At 65.4% G+C, this 16,285-nt stretch carries 14 protein-coding genes; 5 read left to right on the top strand and 9 right to left on the bottom strand.

Annotation, left to right across the window (positions count from 1 at the left end; translation table 11 throughout):
• Positions 1-469 precede the first annotated feature (469 nt).
• From QNN98_RS16370 to QNN98_RS16360, 3 genes are all read right to left on the bottom strand, one after another.
• Positions 470-1,261, bottom strand: a complete 792-nt coding sequence (locus QNN98_RS16370) for an MBL fold metallo-hydrolase (protein ID WP_283998560.1) — start codon at positions 1,259-1,261, stop codon at positions 470-472.
• A gap of 7 nt (positions 1,262-1,268) precedes the next feature.
• Positions 1,269-2,375: a branched-chain amino acid aminotransferase gene (locus QNN98_RS16365; protein ID WP_283998558.1), complete on the bottom strand. Its 1,107-nt coding sequence runs from the start codon at positions 2,373-2,375 to the stop codon at positions 1,269-1,271.
• A gap of 62 nt (positions 2,376-2,437) precedes the next feature.
• Complete coding sequence (locus QNN98_RS16360) at positions 2,438-3,502, bottom strand: 3-isopropylmalate dehydrogenase (RefSeq protein ID WP_283998556.1); 1,065 nt, start codon at positions 3,500-3,502, stop codon at positions 2,438-2,440.
• Positions 3,503-3,626: 124 nt separating this feature from the next.
• Here QNN98_RS16360 and QNN98_RS16355 point away from each other — a divergent pair, with 124 nt between their 5' ends.
• The 5 genes from QNN98_RS16355 (at position 3,627) to QNN98_RS16335 (ending at position 9,628) form a co-directional block, all read left to right on the top strand.
• Positions 3,627-4,832, top strand: coding sequence for a sensor histidine kinase (locus QNN98_RS16355; RefSeq protein ID WP_283998554.1), 1,206 nt, complete (start codon positions 3,627-3,629; stop codon positions 4,830-4,832).
• 4 nt (positions 4,833-4,836) lie between these two features.
• Positions 4,837-5,571: a response regulator gene (locus QNN98_RS16350; RefSeq protein ID WP_283998553.1), complete on the top strand. Its 735-nt coding sequence runs from the start codon at positions 4,837-4,839 to the stop codon at positions 5,569-5,571.
• Between the two features lie 97 nt (positions 5,572-5,668).
• Positions 5,669-6,436, top strand: coding sequence for an ABC transporter ATP-binding protein (locus tag QNN98_RS16345; RefSeq protein ID WP_227924862.1), 768 nt, complete (start codon positions 5,669-5,671; stop codon positions 6,434-6,436).
• A gap of 3 nt (positions 6,437-6,439) precedes the next feature.
• On the top strand, positions 6,440-8,944 hold the full coding sequence (locus tag QNN98_RS16340) for an FtsX-like permease family protein (protein ID WP_283998550.1): 2,505 nt from the start codon (positions 6,440-6,442) through the stop codon (positions 8,942-8,944).
• Between the two features lie 156 nt (positions 8,945-9,100).
• Positions 9,101-9,628, top strand: a complete 528-nt coding sequence (locus QNN98_RS16335; RefSeq protein WP_227914405.1) for a hypothetical protein — start codon at positions 9,101-9,103, stop codon at positions 9,626-9,628.
• A gap of 61 nt (positions 9,629-9,689) precedes the next feature.
• On the opposite strand, the gene metG is transcribed toward QNN98_RS16335, so the two are convergent.
• The 6 genes from metG to ilvN all read right to left on the bottom strand — a co-directional run bounded on the left by metG (position 9,690) and on the right by ilvN (position 16,284).
• Positions 9,690-11,249: a methionine--tRNA ligase gene (gene metG, locus QNN98_RS16330; protein ID WP_283998548.1), complete on the bottom strand. Its 1,560-nt coding sequence runs from the start codon at positions 11,247-11,249 to the stop codon at positions 9,690-9,692.
• Positions 11,250-11,304: 55 nt separating this feature from the next.
• Positions 11,305-12,024, bottom strand: coding sequence for a hypothetical protein (locus QNN98_RS16325; RefSeq protein ID WP_283998546.1), 720 nt, complete (start codon positions 12,022-12,024; stop codon positions 11,305-11,307).
• On the bottom strand, positions 12,024-12,560 hold the full coding sequence (locus QNN98_RS16320; RefSeq protein ID WP_283998544.1) for a hypothetical protein: 537 nt from the start codon (positions 12,558-12,560) through the stop codon (positions 12,024-12,026). Before QNN98_RS16320 ends, QNN98_RS16325 begins: the two co-directional genes overlap by 1 nt.
• A 381-nt stretch (positions 12,561-12,941) precedes the next feature.
• Positions 12,942-14,537: a phosphoglycerate dehydrogenase gene (gene serA / locus QNN98_RS16315; protein ID WP_283998542.1), complete on the bottom strand. Its 1,596-nt coding sequence runs from the start codon at positions 14,535-14,537 to the stop codon at positions 12,942-12,944.
• A 160-nt stretch (positions 14,538-14,697) separates the two neighbouring features.
• Entirely contained in the window at positions 14,698-15,723 is a 1,026-nt protein-coding gene (gene ilvC, locus QNN98_RS16310; protein ID WP_283998540.1) for a ketol-acid reductoisomerase, read from the bottom strand.
• Between the two features lie 48 nt (positions 15,724-15,771).
• Positions 15,772-16,284: an acetolactate synthase small subunit gene (ilvN, locus tag QNN98_RS16305; protein WP_227914411.1), complete on the bottom strand. Its 513-nt coding sequence runs from the start codon at positions 16,282-16,284 to the stop codon at positions 15,772-15,774.
• Position 16,285: the final 1 nt, after the last annotated feature.

Raw genomic sequence — 16,285 nt, 5'->3', positions numbered from 1 at the left:
CACTAAATTCGAAACCAGCTAAAAAAACCATTCCAGCCCACGGGGTGGGCGGAACAGTCGATTCAACCAATTAAAATAAATTGGTATCAATAAACTTGGCACACTATTGAGTTCTCAAACAACAGACGCAATCCGAAAATACTCGGGAAAACAATGTTTTCCTTTTCTTCTTCGCTGCAAGGTTTTCCATCTTATTCCATTCCGGCGTTTTCCGCAATTCCCGGTTTTCCTCATCGGAAGCCCCGGGAAGGCGTGTCTACCGCCGTTCCGGCCCAGCAAAAAGCCTGAGTCTTTCCTGCCGGCCCCGTGAAGGGCGCACCAGGGAAACTCTGTTTTTTGGTGGGTTTGGCCGCCATGCTTCGGGCGCTTATTTCAGCGTCCCGGCCGCGGCGACTCGTCTATCTTTGCACACCCTGCCCGGTCCCCGCAAACCGTTTCGAAGTGACCTGCCGCACCCCTGTCCAGCCGCCTACTCGCCGTGGAGGTAGGCCAGCTGCGCGGCCACGGACAATTCCGCGGCAGCCCGGACATTGGCCGGCACGTCGGAGTAGACCAGGTCGGCTACTTCAGCTGTTCCGGCGTCCGGGCCGGCCGACTCCAGTGCGGCGCGGATTTGTTCCAGCCGCTCCTCCCGGTGGTCCCGGTAGGTCAGGACCGTTGAACTCAGATCCGGCAGGACCGGCCCGTGGCCCGGAAGCGCGGTGGCCGGGCCCAGGTCCGAGAGCATGGAAAGCGTCAACAGATAGTCGCCCAGTGTTCCATCCGGGAAGTCCAGCACGGTGGTGCCCCGGCCCAGGATCGTGTCCCCCGTCAGGACGGACCCGTTGGGGCCGTCGTCGGGAAGGAAAAAGCAAAGCGAATCCGAGGTATGCCCGGGCGCTGCCAGCACCCGGATCTCCACTCCGGCGGCCCGGATCACTTCGTCGGGGCGCAGGGGCTCCCCCGCAACACAGTACGCAGGGTCGAAAGCCCGCACCGGTGCACCGGTCAGTTCCGCGAACCTGCGGCTTGCCTCGGTGTGGTCGGCATGCCGGTGGGTTATGAGCACCAGCTCCACCGTTCCCGCCGAGGCCAGTGCCTGCAGGTGCTCCTCATCCAGCGGTCCCGGATCTACCACCACCGTTCTTCCGGACTCCGGGGCAGCCAGGACATAGCTGTTGGTTCCATCCAGCGACATGGGTCCCGGGTTCGGCGCAAGGCGCACACGGGTCAAGTCACTGCTGCGGACCAGTCCGGATTCCGGAAGCGCGGAGGCGGGCATGCCGGTCCTAGGCCAGACGGGTCAGCCAGCCGTGGGTGTCCTCCACGGTGCCGTTCTGGATGCCGAGCAGCTGCTCGCGGATGGACATGGTGACTTCGCCGGGCTTTGCATCGGCGGAGCCGATTACCTCAGTCTCGGACTTGAGCTGGCCCACCGGAGTGATGACGGCGGCGGTGCCGCAGGCGAAGACCTCGGTGATTTCGCCGGAGGCCACGCCGTCGCGCCATTCGTCCAGGGTGATCTTGCGTTCCTGGACATCCATGCCCCGGTCCCGGCCCAGCCGCAGAACCGATGAGCGGGTAATGCCGTGCAGGATGGTGCCGGAGAGCGACGGGGTCACCAGGCGCCCGTCCTTGAAGACGAAGAACACGTTCATGCCGCCCAGTTCCTCCACGGCATTGTCATTGAACTCGTCGAGGAAGAGGACCTGCTTGCAGCCGTTGGCTTCGCCTTCCATCTGGGCGATCAGCGATGCCGCGTAGTTGCCGCCGCACTTGGCCTCACCCGTGCCGCCGCGGCCGGCGCGGGCGTACTTGGTGGAGAGCCAGATGGAGACTGGCTTCAATTCTCCGCCGAAGTAGTTTCCGGCCGGGGAAGCGATGACGCGGTAGGAGACTTCGCGTGCCGGACGGACCCCCAGGAACGCCTCGGTGGCGATCATAAACGGGCGCAGGTAGAGCGCTGCGCCGTCGCCGTCCGGGATCCAGTCCTTGTCCAGGGCCACCAGCTGGCGGATGGACTCCAGGAAGAGTTCCTCGGGCAGTTCCGGCAGCGCCAGCCGGCGGGCGGACAGATTCAGCCGGGCCGCGTTGGCCTCCGGGCGGAAGCTCACAACGGAACCGTCGGCGTGCCGGTATACCTTCAGTCCTTCGAAGATCTCCTGGCCGTAGTGCAGGACGCCGGCTGCCGGATCGATCGAGATGGGTCCGTAGGGCTCAATGCGGGCATTCTGCCACTGGGCGTCTCCGCCTTCGGCCGCCTTCCAGTCAATAACGGCGGTGTGGTCTGTGAAGTAGTCGCCGAATCCGGGGTTGGCCAGGATGGTGGCCCGCTCGGAGGCGGACTTCGGGTTGGTGGAAAGCTCCTGGGTGAATTCCAGTGCGCTGACGGTCATGATTCCTCCACGGTGAACGGCAAAAACCCGTTCTACGACTACTTGGTTGTTAGGTACAGAGCTTATGACACCGCGGCAGCGATGGCATCGCCTACCTCCGCCGTCGAGCGGTGCGCACCGGTACGTGCCGCAATGTCCGCCGCCACAGCGTCCTCCACCCGGCCGGCCTCGGCTTCGAAGCCCAGATGCCGCAGCATCAGGGCCGCCGAAAGGATGGCAGCAGTGGGGTCCGCCTTCTGCTGCCCCGCAATGTCGGGGGCAGAACCGTGGACGGGCTCGAACATGGAGGGGTAGGTGCGGTCCATGTTGAGGTTTCCGGAAGCGGCCAGGCCAATGCCGCCCGTGATTGCCGCCGCCAAGTCCGTGATGATGTCGCCGAAGAGATTGTCGGTGACAATCACATCGAAGCGTGAGGGATCACTCACCATAAAGATGGTTGCCGCGTCCACGTGCAGGTAGTCATGGGTGACCTCGGGGAACTCTTCGGCCACCTTCTCGACGGTGCGCTTCCACAGCAGGCCGGCGTTCACCAGCACATTGTGCTTGTGGACCAGGGTGAGCTTGCGCCGGGGCCGCTGGGAGGCGCGGCGGAACGCGTCCCGAACCACGCGTTCCACGCCGTGCGCCGTGTTCAGTGACACCTCGGTGGCTATTTCCTGCGGGGTTCCTTCCCGGAGCACTCCCCCGTTACCGGCGTAGGGACCTTCGGTTCCTTCGCGGACCACAATGAAGTCCACCTCTCCGGCATTGGCCAGGGGGCTTTCGACGCCGGGATACAGGCGGGAGGGGCGGAGGTTGACGTAGTGGTCCAGGCTGAACCGGAGTTTCAGGAGCAGTTCGCGCTCGATCAGCCCGGAGGGCATGGTGGTATCCCCCGGCGCGGCCCCGACGGCGCCGAACAGGATGGCGTCGTGCGTCTTGATCGCCTCGAGCGTGGCATCGGGGAGGGTCTCGCCGGTCGCGAGCCAGTGCTCTGCCCCGAGTTCGTATTCCGTCAGTTCGAATGTGACGGGACTGGCCGCCGTCGCCTTCTCGAGGACCTTGACCGCTTCAGCGGTAACTTCCGGGCCGATACCGTCACCCGGGATGACGGCCAGGGAAATGCTTGTGGGCTGTGTCTCGCTCATGACCCCATCTTAGGAAGAGGGTCCGCATGGCGAAGAAGGCATCTCACATGCTGGTCACCGCGGGCAAGGAGTCCACCCCCGGTATGACGCGCGGACCGGCCGGGGAGCCCTAGAGTTGGTAATCATGCTCGTGCACCGACGTATCTATGCCTGGATCCAGGCGAACCCCGGGAAAGTGAACCTCTGGCAGGCAATCGCTGCCACGCTCCTCTTCGCCGTGCCCTTCCTGGTAATGCAGGGAGGACAGTACGTCGAGTTCTTCCTGTCCGCGGTCATCTGTATGACCCTGGCCTGGCGCCGAAGCCGCCCGGTTCCCGCGGCCGCAGCCCAGGCCGCCGCCTGCATCCTCCAGCTGTTCCTCGTACCGGTCACCGCACTGCCGGCGGACATCTTCGCGTACGTCACCGTGTATTCCCTGGCCGCCTTCGCTCCACGATGGGCCAGTGTTGGCGGTTTCTCACTCGCCTCGGTCGGCGGGGTCCTCTTCGTGGCACAGTACGCGGTCATACCGTCTATGGATTCCGGATATTCGCTGCAGATCGCGTTGGAGCAAGGTGTGCCCGTATGGATCGCCTTGGAAGCTGTGCTGCTGGTGGCGTGGACATTCGGCGACCTGACCCGCACCCGGCGCCTCGCCGTACAGGCGCTCGAAGACCGTGCATACCGGCTCGAAGTGGAACGGCAGCAGGAACGGGATCTGGCCGCCGCCGACGAGCGGAGCCACATTGCCCGGGAAATGCATGACATTGTGGCGCACTCGCTCTCCGTAATCATCACCCAGGCCGACGGCGCACGGTATGCGAGCGCCGAGGACCCGGAAGTAGCACCGAAGACGCTCGGCGTGATTGCAGAGACCGGCCGGGGCTCGCTGCGGGAGATGCGCCGCCTCCTGGGCGTCCTCCGCGGCGACGAAGCGGCCTCCACCCGCCCCCTGCCCACCCTCGCAGATGTTGACGCGCTGGTGGACTCCGTCCGGCGGGGCGGCGTGGATGTTGAGGTCCTGGCCCAGGGAACGCCGCGCCGCCCGCTGCCGCAGGGAGCGGAGCTCAGCGCCTACCGGGTCATCCAGGAATCCCTGACCAACGTCCTCAAGCACGCCGGACCGCGTGCCGGCGCAGAAGTGTCGTTGCAGTGGTCGGCCAAGGGCCTGGACATCACCGTCCGCGACAACGGGCACGGCGCCGCGTCCGGGCTCTCCACGGACGGCTTGGGCCAGGGCATCACCGGAATGAGTGAACGCCTTGCCCTCTACGATGGAACCCTGAAAGCGGCCCCCTGGGCCGGCGGAGGATTCCGCGTTGAAGCATTCATTCCCTATACGGAAGCGTAGGCACGTGCCCCATTCCCCCTGGACCCCCGGGTCCGATCCCGCAGTACCCCCTGCCGATCCCATCCGGGTTGTCCTGGTGGATGACCAGCAGTTGGTCCGGGGCGGATTCCGGATGCTGATCAACTCCCAGCCGGACCTCGACGTCGTGGCCGAGGCAGGCAACGGCGGCGAAGCCCTCGCTGCGCTGGCCGCGGTACGGGCCGACGTCGTCCTGATGGATGTCCGGATGCCGGGCATGGACGGCATAGAGGCTACTGAGAAGCTGCTGGCGGCAGGCCCCGGCGGAGTACGCAACGAGGACCTGAAAGTGGTGGTGCTGACCACCTTTGACCTGGACGAATACGCCCTCTCCGCCATCCAGGCCGGTGCCAGCGGCTTCCTGCTCAAGGACGCCCCGCCGGAGGAGCTGCTGGAGGCCATCCGTACCGTGCATCGGGGCGACGCAGTCATTGCCCCTTCCACCACCCGGCGCCTTCTGGACCATGTAGCTCCCCTGCTGCGCACCGCCGGCACCCCGGGCAGTCCGCACGCCGCTGCCGTCGCTTCGCTGACCCCGAGGGAACTCGAAGTGTTCACGCTGATTGCGCAGGGGCTCTCCAATCCGGAGATCGCCGCCCGCTTGTTCCTCTCCGAAGCCACGGTCAAAACCCATGTGGGACACATCCTTGCCAAGCTGGAGGCCCGGGACCGCGTGCAAGCCGTAGTGATTGCCTACGCGACCGGAATTGTCGCCCCCTAGGGGCAGCCAGCTTCCACCCACGGTATGAGACCCGCCGGCCAGGGACCGTCCCCCCGCCCGATGCGGCAGGGGTACGGTCGAAAATAGTGTGGGGGGTATGAAAACACTCGCAGAGCATAATCCTGTTCCCAACACGGGGACCCGCCTGGCCGCTGCCGCCCAGCAGCTGAACAAGACCTACGGAAAGGGCGAAACCTCCGTCCACGCCCTTCGGGACGTGGACGTCAGCTTCGAAACCGGGACATTCACCGCCATCATGGGTCCGTCCGGCTCCGGCAAGTCCACCCTGATGCATTGCCTGGCCGGACTGGACACCGCCGACTCGGGTCGGATCTGGATTGGCGGCACCGAACTGACGGGGCTGAACGACGCCGCCCTCACCCGGCTGCGGCGGGACTCCGTGGGCTTCGTGTTCCAGTCCTTCAACCTGGTTCCCACGCTGACGGCTGAACAGAACATCACGCTGCCCGTCGCCCTGGCCAACGGGACCGTTGACCGGGCATGGCTGGACAGCCTCACCGAAACCCTGGGCCTCACCGGCCGCCTGAAGCACCGCCCGCACGAACTTTCGGGCGGCCAGCAGCAACGCGTCGCCGTCGCCCGCGCCCTGCTGACCCGCCCGGATGTCCTGTTCGGCGACGAACCCACCGGCAACCTGGACTCGAAGTCCGGCGCAGAGGTGCTTTCGCTGCTGCGCCGCTCCACCGCGGAAATGGGCCAGAGCATCATCATGGTCACCCACGACCCCGTTGCCGCCTCCTATGCGGACCGGGTGGTGCTGATGAACGACGGCGCACTGGTAGGCGAACTGGCCAACCCCACTCCGGACACCGTGCTGTCTGCCCTGACCAAGCTGGGGGCGTAGGCCGTGCTGCAGGTAGCGCTGGCGCAGGTGCGCCTGAACGCCCGCCGCTTTATAGCGGTTTCCCTGGCGGTTCTGATTGCGGTGGGGTTCCTGACCGCCACCCTGATCATCAATTCCTCTTCCAAGGCGTCCCTGGCGCAGAGCGTGGGCGAGTCATACCGGAACGCCGACTTGGTCCTCGCCCGGGACATGTCCGATCCGGACTCCGAACCGCTGATGTCCGACGACGCAGCCCTGGTAAGTGACACAGCGGGAGTGGCTGGAACGTACGCCGCGCAGACGGGCTACGTTAACTTCGGCGCAGGCAAGCAGAGGGTGTTTGCCGAGTTGGGCAACACCTCGGACTACGCGCAGTTGTTCCCGGTTGATGTGCTCGAAGGCACCCTCCCGGTCTCCGACAACGAGGTGGCCGTGGACCGGGACACCGCCGAGAGGCAGGATCTGGCCCGGGGATCGGTGCTGACCGTCACCAACGCCTTCGCCGATCCGGAGGTTGAACAGCCGACAGTCCAGCTGACCGTCACGGCAGTGGTGGCGCCTTCCGAGAACCCGCAGGTGATGGGCACACCGCAGCTGTACTCCACCACCGCAACGGCAGCCCTTTTCGCTGAGGCCGAGGCTGGCTTGAGCAACATCCAGGTTGCGCTGGCCGACGGAGCCGATGTGGAGCAGGTCCGTACCGCCCTGGAGCAAAAGCTCGAAGGGCACGAGGGCATCACGGTCCGCACCGCGCAGGAAGAAACCGACGCCATGGTGTCCGCGTTCACCGGCGGCGAAGACATCCTCACCACCATCCTGCTGGCCTTCGCCGCTGTGGCATTGCTGGTCTGCGCCCTGGTGGTTTCCAACACCTTCTCGGTGCTGGTGGCCCAGCGCACCCGTGAACTCGCCCTGCTGCGCTGCATCGGTGCAGCCCGGTCACAGATCCGCCGCTCGGTGATTGTGGAAGCACTCATCGTCGGCGGTGTGGCTTCAGTGGCCGGTGTAGCGGCCGCAATCGCCCTCGTAGGCGGTCTCATCGCCTACCTGCAGACCCTGCCGGACAGCGGTTTTGCCACCATGGCCGTCTCCCCGCTCTCAGTGGTGGCCGGTCTGGCCGCCGGCATCCTGCTGACGGTCCTCGCAGCCCTGGTTCCGGCCCGGGCAGCAACCGCAGTGGCCCCGCTGGCTGCACTGCGTCCGGCAGACGATGTCCGCGCCGGCACCCGTCGCGGACGGGCCCGGCTGGGTATCGGCCTGGTCCTGCTGGCCGTGGGTGCTGCCTTGCTTGCAGTCGGTGCGGTCCGGGGGAATCTCCTTATCGCCCTTCCCGGCGGCATGCTCAGTTTTGTGGGCGTGCTGATGTGCGCAACCCTGTTTGTCCCCTCACTGGTGCGCACGGTCGGGCGGATTGCCGCACCGCTGGGCGTCCCGGGCAAACTGGCTGCGGTGAACGCGGTCCGCAATCCCCAGCGCACCTCGGCAACTTCTTCCGCCCTGCTGATCGGCGTCACCCTGGTGACGATGATGATGACCGGCGCAGCAACCGTCCGAACGTCCCTGGACGATGTCCTGGCCGCGGAGTACCCCGTGGATGTGGCCGTTTCCGGTCAGGACGAATCCGTCACCGCCGCTGATGCCGGCGCGGTCCGTGAAGTGGAAGGGGTACGGGAAGCCGTTCTCGTTCCGGTCTCTGCCACGGCCGAGACTGAAAACGGAGATCAGTTCGGGGTGTACGCACTGGATCCGGCCGACGCCGCCAAGGTGCTGCAGGATTCGTCCCTGGCCCTGAAAGACAACACCATTCTGGTACCGCAGAACACCCCGGAAAAGACCCTCACGGTGAAGGGTGCAACCTCCAGCGTCGAGCTTGAGACAGTAGTCTCCGAGAGCAGTCAGATGCTGCCGCTAATCACTGCACAGACTGCGGAGTCCATCGGTGGGCCCGCACCTGCCGGTGACGAGCAGTATCCGCCCATGCCCCAGCTGTGGCTGTCCGTGGAGGACGGGCTCAACACAAGCGCGCTGATGGACCTGCGCACCGACGTGGCTGAAGCCGCCGGTGTGGAGGACTACGAAGTATCCGGCTCGGCCATCGAGCGCGGTGCCTTCGAGCAGGTCATCAACGTCCTGCTGATGGTGGTCACGGGCTTGCTGGGAGTCGCGGTGGTTATTGCCCTGGTGGGTGTGGCGAACACGCTGTCGCTGTCCGTGCTGGAACGCACCAGGGAATCCTCTCTGCTGCGGGCACTGGGCCTGACCCGTAACCAGCTGCGCGGCATGCTTGCCTTGGAAGCCGTGCTGATCGCCGGAGTAGCTGCCCTGATGGGCACCGTGCTGGGCTCGCTGTATGGCTGGCTCGGAGCCGAATCCGCGCTGGGCGCCTTTACGTCCGTTACCCCGTCCCTGCCCTGGCTGCAGCTGGCCGCGGTCCTCGCCGTGGCCGTCCTGGCCGGCCTTGCGGCCTCGGTCCTTCCGGCCCGGCGCGCGGCACGCCTCTCTCCGGTGGCGGGGCTGGCCGCCGACTGACCGGCAGCACCGGCCCGGCCCGTCCGCGGTCCGGCTGCGGGGCACCTGCCTCGCGGTCGGGCCGCAGATCTGCGAGGATACAGGGAAGGACAAATTACTAAGCAGGCTTATGCCGGGTGGAAAGATCCGGCAGGCTGCAGCCGTAAGGAGATCAGCATGACGGAAGCTACACCCGGGACCTTTACCCCAGGCCGTGAATCATTGGCCGCCTATCTCGATGACCATCTGGTGGGCGCGGAGACCGGCGTCCGCCTGTTCACCGCGGCACAGCGGACCTGGGAAGGATCCCCGTTCGAGGAGACCTTCGCCCGGCTGGTGGAGGAAATCTCCGACGAACGCGACGAGCTGGAGTCCCTGATCCACGCGCTGGGGTACTCCCGGAGCAAGGTGAAGGCCGCCGCAGCAGCCGTGGGAGCAGCAGCCGGCAAGTTGGGTCCGCTCAATCCGCTGAGCACCGGCGGCGGCACCACCGGCCAGCTGGAACTTGAATTCCTGCAGTCGCTGGTAAGGATGAAGGAATCCCTGTGGCGAACCCTGCTGGTGCTTTCGGGCACCGATCACCGGTTTAATACGGCCCGGTTGCAGGAACTGGTCGAGATGGCCCGCGGGCAGCAGGAAGCGGTGGCGGAAGTGATGGAAAAAACGGCCGTGGAACGGTTCCTGGCCACGGACCCTGAGGCGTAACGTACCCAGCAGCAAAAACACCCCCCGGCGGATCGCCGGGGGGTGTTTTTGTTATGGCCCGCTATTCGGCCGTCTCTTCGTACTTCGGGAAGATGGGCGTGGGTGCCGGCAGTTCAGTGCCCGGCACCAGCGGCGTACCAATAGCGCTGAACTGACGCGCGGCGTCGTCGTCCTGGCCCAGCACGGTCAGCAGCTTGGCGGCACTGCCCGGCATGACCGGCTGGATCAGGATGGCCACGATCCGCAGCACTTCCAGGGTCACGTAGAGCACGGTATTCATGCGGTCGACGTCGGTCTTCCGCAGCACCCAGGGGGCCTGCTCGGCAAAGTAGGCGTTGGTGTCGCCCAGGACTTTCCAGGTGGCTTCGAGCGCGCCGTGGAAGTCCTGCACGTCATAGGCTTCCCGGGAGATCTGCAGCAGGTTGCCGGCGGCCTCGAGCAGTGCGGTGTCCTCAGGCGTGAACGCCCCCGGCTGCGGCACGGCGGCCCCGCAGTTCTTGGCCACCATGGACAGGGAGCGCTGGGCCAGGTTGCCCAGGTTGTTGGCGAGGTCGGAGTTCATCCGGCCCACAACGGCGTCGTGGTTGTAGGAACCGTCCGCACCGAACGGGACCTCGCGCAGCAGGAAGAACCGCACCGAATCCAGGCCGTACTGGTCCGCCCAAGCCTTGGGCGCCACCACGTTGCCCAGCGACTTGGACATCTTGACGCCCTTGTTGTGCAGGAAGCCGTGGATCATAATCCGCCGAGGCAGTTCCAGCTTCGCGGACATCAGGAACGCCGGCCAGAAGATGGCGTGGAAGCGGGAGATGTCCTTGCCGATGACGTGGACGTCGGCAGGCCAGTACTTCCGAAACGCCTCACTCTCGGTGTTGGGGAAGCCGACGCCGGTGAGGTAGTTGGTCAGCGCGTCCACCCACACGTACATCACGTGGTCCGGGTTGCCCGGCACCGGCACGCCCCAGTTGAAGGTGGTGCGGGAGATGGACAGATCCTCCAGCCCGCCCTTGACGAAGCTGATGACCTCGTTGAACCGCGAGCGCGGCGCGGCGAAGTCCGCCTGGGACTCGTACAGGGCCAGCAAACGGTCCTGGTAGGCGGAGAGGCGGAAGAAGTAGCTTTCCTCCTCGGTCCAGGTCACCTCGGTGTCGGTTTCCTTGGAGTAGCGCACCCCGTCTTCACGGACTTCCGTTTCGTCCTCGGTGTAGTACGCCTCGTCCCGGACGGAGTACCAGCCGGAGTACTTGGAGAGGTAAATGTCGCCGTTGTCCTCCATCCGTTTCCAGATGGCCTGGGCGGCGGCGTAGTGGTCGGCGTCGGTGGTGCGGATGAACCGGTTATGGGAAATATTCAAATCCCGGCTCATCTGCTGGAAGGCGGCCGAATTCCGGTCCGCGAGCTCCTTGGCGGTGACGCCTTCCCGATCCGCGGACTGCTGCATCTTCAGGCCGTGCTCATCGGTGCCGGTCATAAAGAAGACGTCGTAACCGTCCAGGCGCTTGAAACGGGCCATGGCGTCGGTGGCGATAACCTCGTAGGCGTGTCCGATATGGGGCTCGCCGTTCGGGTAGGAGATGGCAGTGGTGATGTAGAACGGGGTCTTGGAGTCGGTAGAAGTCACATAAGAAAATTACCCTGTTTTAGCGGGCCGTGTCGCTTTGGTACCGTCCGGTGCCCTAAATCCTGCCCACGGTCACCACAGCTGCCGTAGGAACCACGGCGACGATGTATATCAGGGCCCCCATAAAGGCCGCCTGGTATTCATTCGTGCCCGGGATGACATCGTATGAGGCGCAAAACACCAGCAACGCCGACAGGCCTGTTTCCGCTGCGGTCCGCAGCTTCCGGCGCCGGTGCTCCCGCCGCAGCAGGAGGAAAAGCTGCAGGAGGGGAAGGAATATCAAGGCGTCCACCGCCGGCAGCCCGGCGAGCGCGAAGAGCGAAATGACGTACACGGCGATCGCGCCCGCAACTACCCCCGCGGCGGCGATCCCCAGATAGATGCAAAGAGGAAGCCGGCCGTCCGGGAGCCCCCCGTCCTCCCCGTAGAGGGCGCACAGCAACGCCCACGCCGGCAAAAAACCGAGCGGAAGGACGGTGTAGAAGTCTTCCCTTGATGCGGCTATCAGCAGGGTCAGGGCAAGTACCGGAACCACATAGACTGCCACGCGCCGGCCAAGGGCGGAGGGATTGGCCGGTACAAACACCGCAAGCCCGACCAATACCCCCGCCGCGGCGCAGGCCAGGGCACGTCCGGCCGGGCCCGGTATCGGGAGGGCCGAGGCGCCCTCGACAGCGTAGGCCGCAAACCACACCAGCAGCATGGATACGGCAACCCAGCTGCGGTCCAGCGGTGTTGGGCTGCACTCCGCGCCGCCCACTGCGCCGCTGCCCACTATTCCGCTGCCCGGGCCGTGTCGCCTCGGCGGGGGTGCGCCGGGTACTCCACTGTCTTTTCCCATGCCCAGCCAGCCCGCTTAACCGCTGCACCCGCCGTGAAGGCGCCAACGATGTAGGCCAGTCCCCCCATCATGCTGCTCAACACTGCGTCTGTAGACGAGCTCTCCCCGAACAGCGGCAGTAACCAGCCGCTGCCCACGAGAACCACTAGCACCGCAAGGCCCAGCTCCATCCCGCGTTTACGGATCTCCTGCCAGCCGCCGCGCGGAAAGGGCACCACCGGCTGCAGAAGGGGAAGGAAACAGATCACCAACGGAATCGATTCATATCCATCGAACATCAGACTCACTATGAGGAAAAGCAGGCCGACCGCTGCGCCGACCCCGGCAATCCCGCCCAGCATCACTGTGAAGGCCGTTCCGGCGCCTCTGGCAAGGCCCCCGCGCACCCCATACAGTGCGGTGACCAGCGCCCAGGCAGGCAGGAAGGCGCTGGCCACCGCGGCGAGGGCCCCCGAGGTGAATGGCAGCACCGCACAACAAGGAGGACGGGGACCGCGTAGGCCAGAACGCGGTTACGCAGCCCGGGTACGCCCACGGGACCGAAAATCAGCAGCCCGACAAGTGCCGCGGTCAGCGTGTACACCGCTGTGCCCCAGAGAGCCCACCCGGCATAGCTGTCGAAACCCATTCCGAACATGGATAGTAAGACACCCAGCCACACCATCAGGAGGGCCGGACCGAGCCGACCCCGCTGCAGCGGGGCCGGCAGAGCAGGCTTCTCCTTGGGGTCCCAAGGTTTGTTTTCCGCCGCTGCGTATTCCACTGACATTCCCGCCACCCCCGTCGCGTCCGGGGCACAGTGCACCGGTAACGCGAGCAGTCTATTCGGGGGCAGCCGGGTTTGCCGTCACCTAGTCCTGCAGGTCCACCTCGCGGGCAACCGTGGCCCCGATTTCGAGTTTCAGTGCTTCCAGGACATCCTGCGGGACGGAGGAGTCCACCGTCAGCAGGGACAGCGCCTGGCCGCCTTCGGTGTTCCGGGCCACCTGCATACCGGCGATGTTGATGTCCTTCTCCCCCAGGATCCGTCCCAGGGCGCCGATGACGCCGGGGCGGTCCTGGTAGATCAGCACAATGAGGTGCTCGCTGATGGGGATTTCCAGATCGTAACCGTTGACGCCTACGAGCTTCTGGATCTGCTTGGGCCCGGTCAGGGTGCCGGAGACCTCCAGGCGGGTGCCGTCGGACAAGGCGCCGCGGATGGTCAGCAGGTTACGGTAATCATCCACGTCCGGGGTGGTCAGCAGCCGCACCTCGATGCCGCGCTGCTCGGCGAGCACCGGAGCGTTCACATAGGAGACCTGCTCGGAGACGATGTCGGTGAAGATCCCCTTCAGTGCTGCCAGTTCCAGGGACTTCACGTCCAAGGCGGCAATTTCTCCGGCCACTTCGATGTCGACGGCGGTCACTGAGTCCGAGGACAGTGCGGTGAAGATGCGGCCCAGCTTCTCAATCAGGGGGATGCCCGGGCGAACGTCCTCGGCAATGACGCCGCCGGCAACGTTCACGGCGTCGGGGACCAGTTCCCCGGCCAGGGCCAGGCGCACCGATTTCGCTACGGAGATGCCCGCCTTTTCCTGTGCCTCATCGGTGGAGGCGCCCAGGTGCGGGGTGACCACCACGTTGTCCAGCGCGAAGAACGGCAGGTTGGTGCTGGGTTCCTTGACGAACACGTCCACGCCGGCACCGGCGATCCTCCCGGACTGCAGCGCGTCGAACAGGGCCGTTTCGTCCACGAGCCCTCCGCGGGCCACGTTCACCACGTAGGCGGTGTCCTTCATCTTGTCGAAGGCTTCGGCGCCGAGCATGCCCAGCGTTTCCGGAGTCTTGGGCATGTGGATGGTGACGAAGTCGGATTCTTCCAGTAATTCGTCCAGCGTCACGAGGCGCACGTTCAGCTGCGCTGCCCGGGCCGAGGTGATGTACGGGTCATAGGCGAGGATCTCGGTGCCGAACCCCTGCAGGCGGGCGGCCACGAGGGCGCCGATGCGGCCCAGCCCGATGATGCCGATCTTCTTTTCGAACAGCTCGGTGCCGCTGTACTTGGAGCGCTTCCACTCCCCGTTCTTCAGCGCCGCACTGGCCTGCGGGATATTCCGGGCCAGGGACAGGATGTGCCCCACCGTCAGTTCCGCGGCGGAGATGATGTTCGACGTCGGGGCGTTGACCACCATCACGCCGGCCTGGGTCGCAGCCTTGATGTCCACGTTGTCCAGCCCCACGCCGGCGCGGGCGATGACCTTCAGGTTCTTCGCAGCCGCGATGGCCTCGGCGTCCACCTGGGTGGCCGAGCGCACCAGGATGGCGTCGACGTCGGCGATCGCGGCAAGGAGCTGGGAGCGGTCGGCGCCGTCAGTGGAACGGATGTCAAAGTCCGGACCCAAGGCCTCGACGGTGGCGGGCGAGAGTTCCTCCGCGAGGAGTACGACTGGTTTGGTGGCAGACACCGGTTACCTCTTTAGCTGTGGAAGATTCAGGTGGGGTTTTTCGTGCAGGAGGCCGGACCCAGACGGGTCCGGCCTCCTTGCCGATTCGGCTTGCCTTTCGAGCCTAACGCCTGCCTGCGGAGGCGGCGCGATTCGGTGCTTCTGTTACGGGCGTCACCTTCTAGCGGGCTACGGAGCCTTCGGTGTAATCGTCTTCGTTCTTGATCCAGGAGAAGAGCTTGCGCAGTTCGCGGCCGGTGGCCTCGATCGGGTGGTCCTCGCCCTTCTTGCGCAGCGCCTTGAACTCCGGGGCGCCGGCATCCTGGTCATCGATGAAGCGCTTGGCGAAGGCGCCGTTCTGGATGTCCGCGAGGACGGCCTTCATGTTTTCCTTGACGCTCTCGTCAATGACGCGCGGGCCGGAGACGTAGTCGCCGTATTCGGCAGTGTCGGAAACGCTCCAGCGCTGCTTGGCGATGCCGCCTTCCACCATCAGGTCCACGATCAGCTTGAGTTCGTGCAGCACCTCGAAGTACGCCACCTGCGGCTGGTAGCCGGCCTCGGTCAGCGTCTCGAAACCGTACTGGATCAGCTGGGAAGCGCCGCCGCAGAGCACGGCCTGCTCACCGAAGAGGTCGGTTTCGGTCTCTTCGGTGAAGGTGGTTTCGATGACGCCGGCGCGGGTGCCGCCAATGGCCTTGGCGTAGGACAGTGCCAGCTCCTTGGCCTTGCCGGACGCGTCCTGCTCCACGGCGATCAGGTCCGGGACACCGCGGCCGGCTTCGAATTCGCGGCGCACAATGTGGCCCGGTCCCTTGGGGGCAACGAGGGCGACGTCGACGTCGGCCGGGGGCTGGATGTAGCCGTAGCGGATGTTGAAGCCGTGCCCGAAGAACAGGGCGTCGCCGGACTGCAGGTTCGGGGCGATTTCCTCCGCGTAGACGAAGCGCTGGACCTGGTCCGGGGTGAGGACCATGATCAGGTCCGCCTCTGCCACGGCGTCAGCCACGGAAAGGACCCGCAGGCCCTCGGCTTCGGCCTTGGCACGGGATGCCGAGCCTTCCTTCAGTCCGACGCGGACGTCGACGCCGGAGTCGCGCAGGCTCAGGGCGTGGGCGTGGCCCTGGCTGCCGTAGCCGATGACCGCGACCGTGCGGCCCTGGATGATCGACAGGTCTGCGTCGTCGTCGTAATACATGTCAGTCACTGTGGGTATCTCCTACTGGTTTCCTGGATAAGGGTCTGGGGGTGGAACTCAGGCGCTGCGCAGCGCGCGGTCACTCATGGACTTCGAGCCGCGGCCGATGGCCAGTGTTCCGGATTGGACTATTTCGCGGATGCCGAAGGGCTCAAGCACTGAGAGCAGTGCGTTGAGCTTCTCGGCGGTGCCTGTTGCCTCAACAATGAGCGAGTCGATGGACACATCCACCACTGAGGCACGGAACAACTCGGCTGCCTGGGTTACCTGCAGCCGGGTTGCGGCATCCGCACGAACCTTGACCAGGATGTGGTCTCGTTGCACGGAGGAATCGGGAACCAGCTCGACAATCTTGATGACGTTGATGAGCTTATTCAGCTGTTTGGTGACCTGCTCCAGCAGGTCACCTTCGGCGTCGACCACCACGGTGATGCGGGACATGCCCGGCACCTCGGAGGGGCCCACGGCCAAAGAATTGATGTTGAACGCCCGGCGGGCAAACAGCGACGCGACCCGGGTCAGGACGCCGGGGACGTCTTCTACCAGCACGGAAAGGGTGTGGCGGGCCATG

Origin of the sequence: Arthrobacter sp. zg-Y1143 (genome assembly GCF_030125565.1) — a bacterium.
Classification (GTDB): Bacteria; Actinomycetota; Actinomycetes; order Actinomycetales; family Micrococcaceae; genus Arthrobacter_B.
Note: the sequence above shows the minus strand (reverse complement) of the source record. Positions and strands in the feature narration are given on the sequence as shown.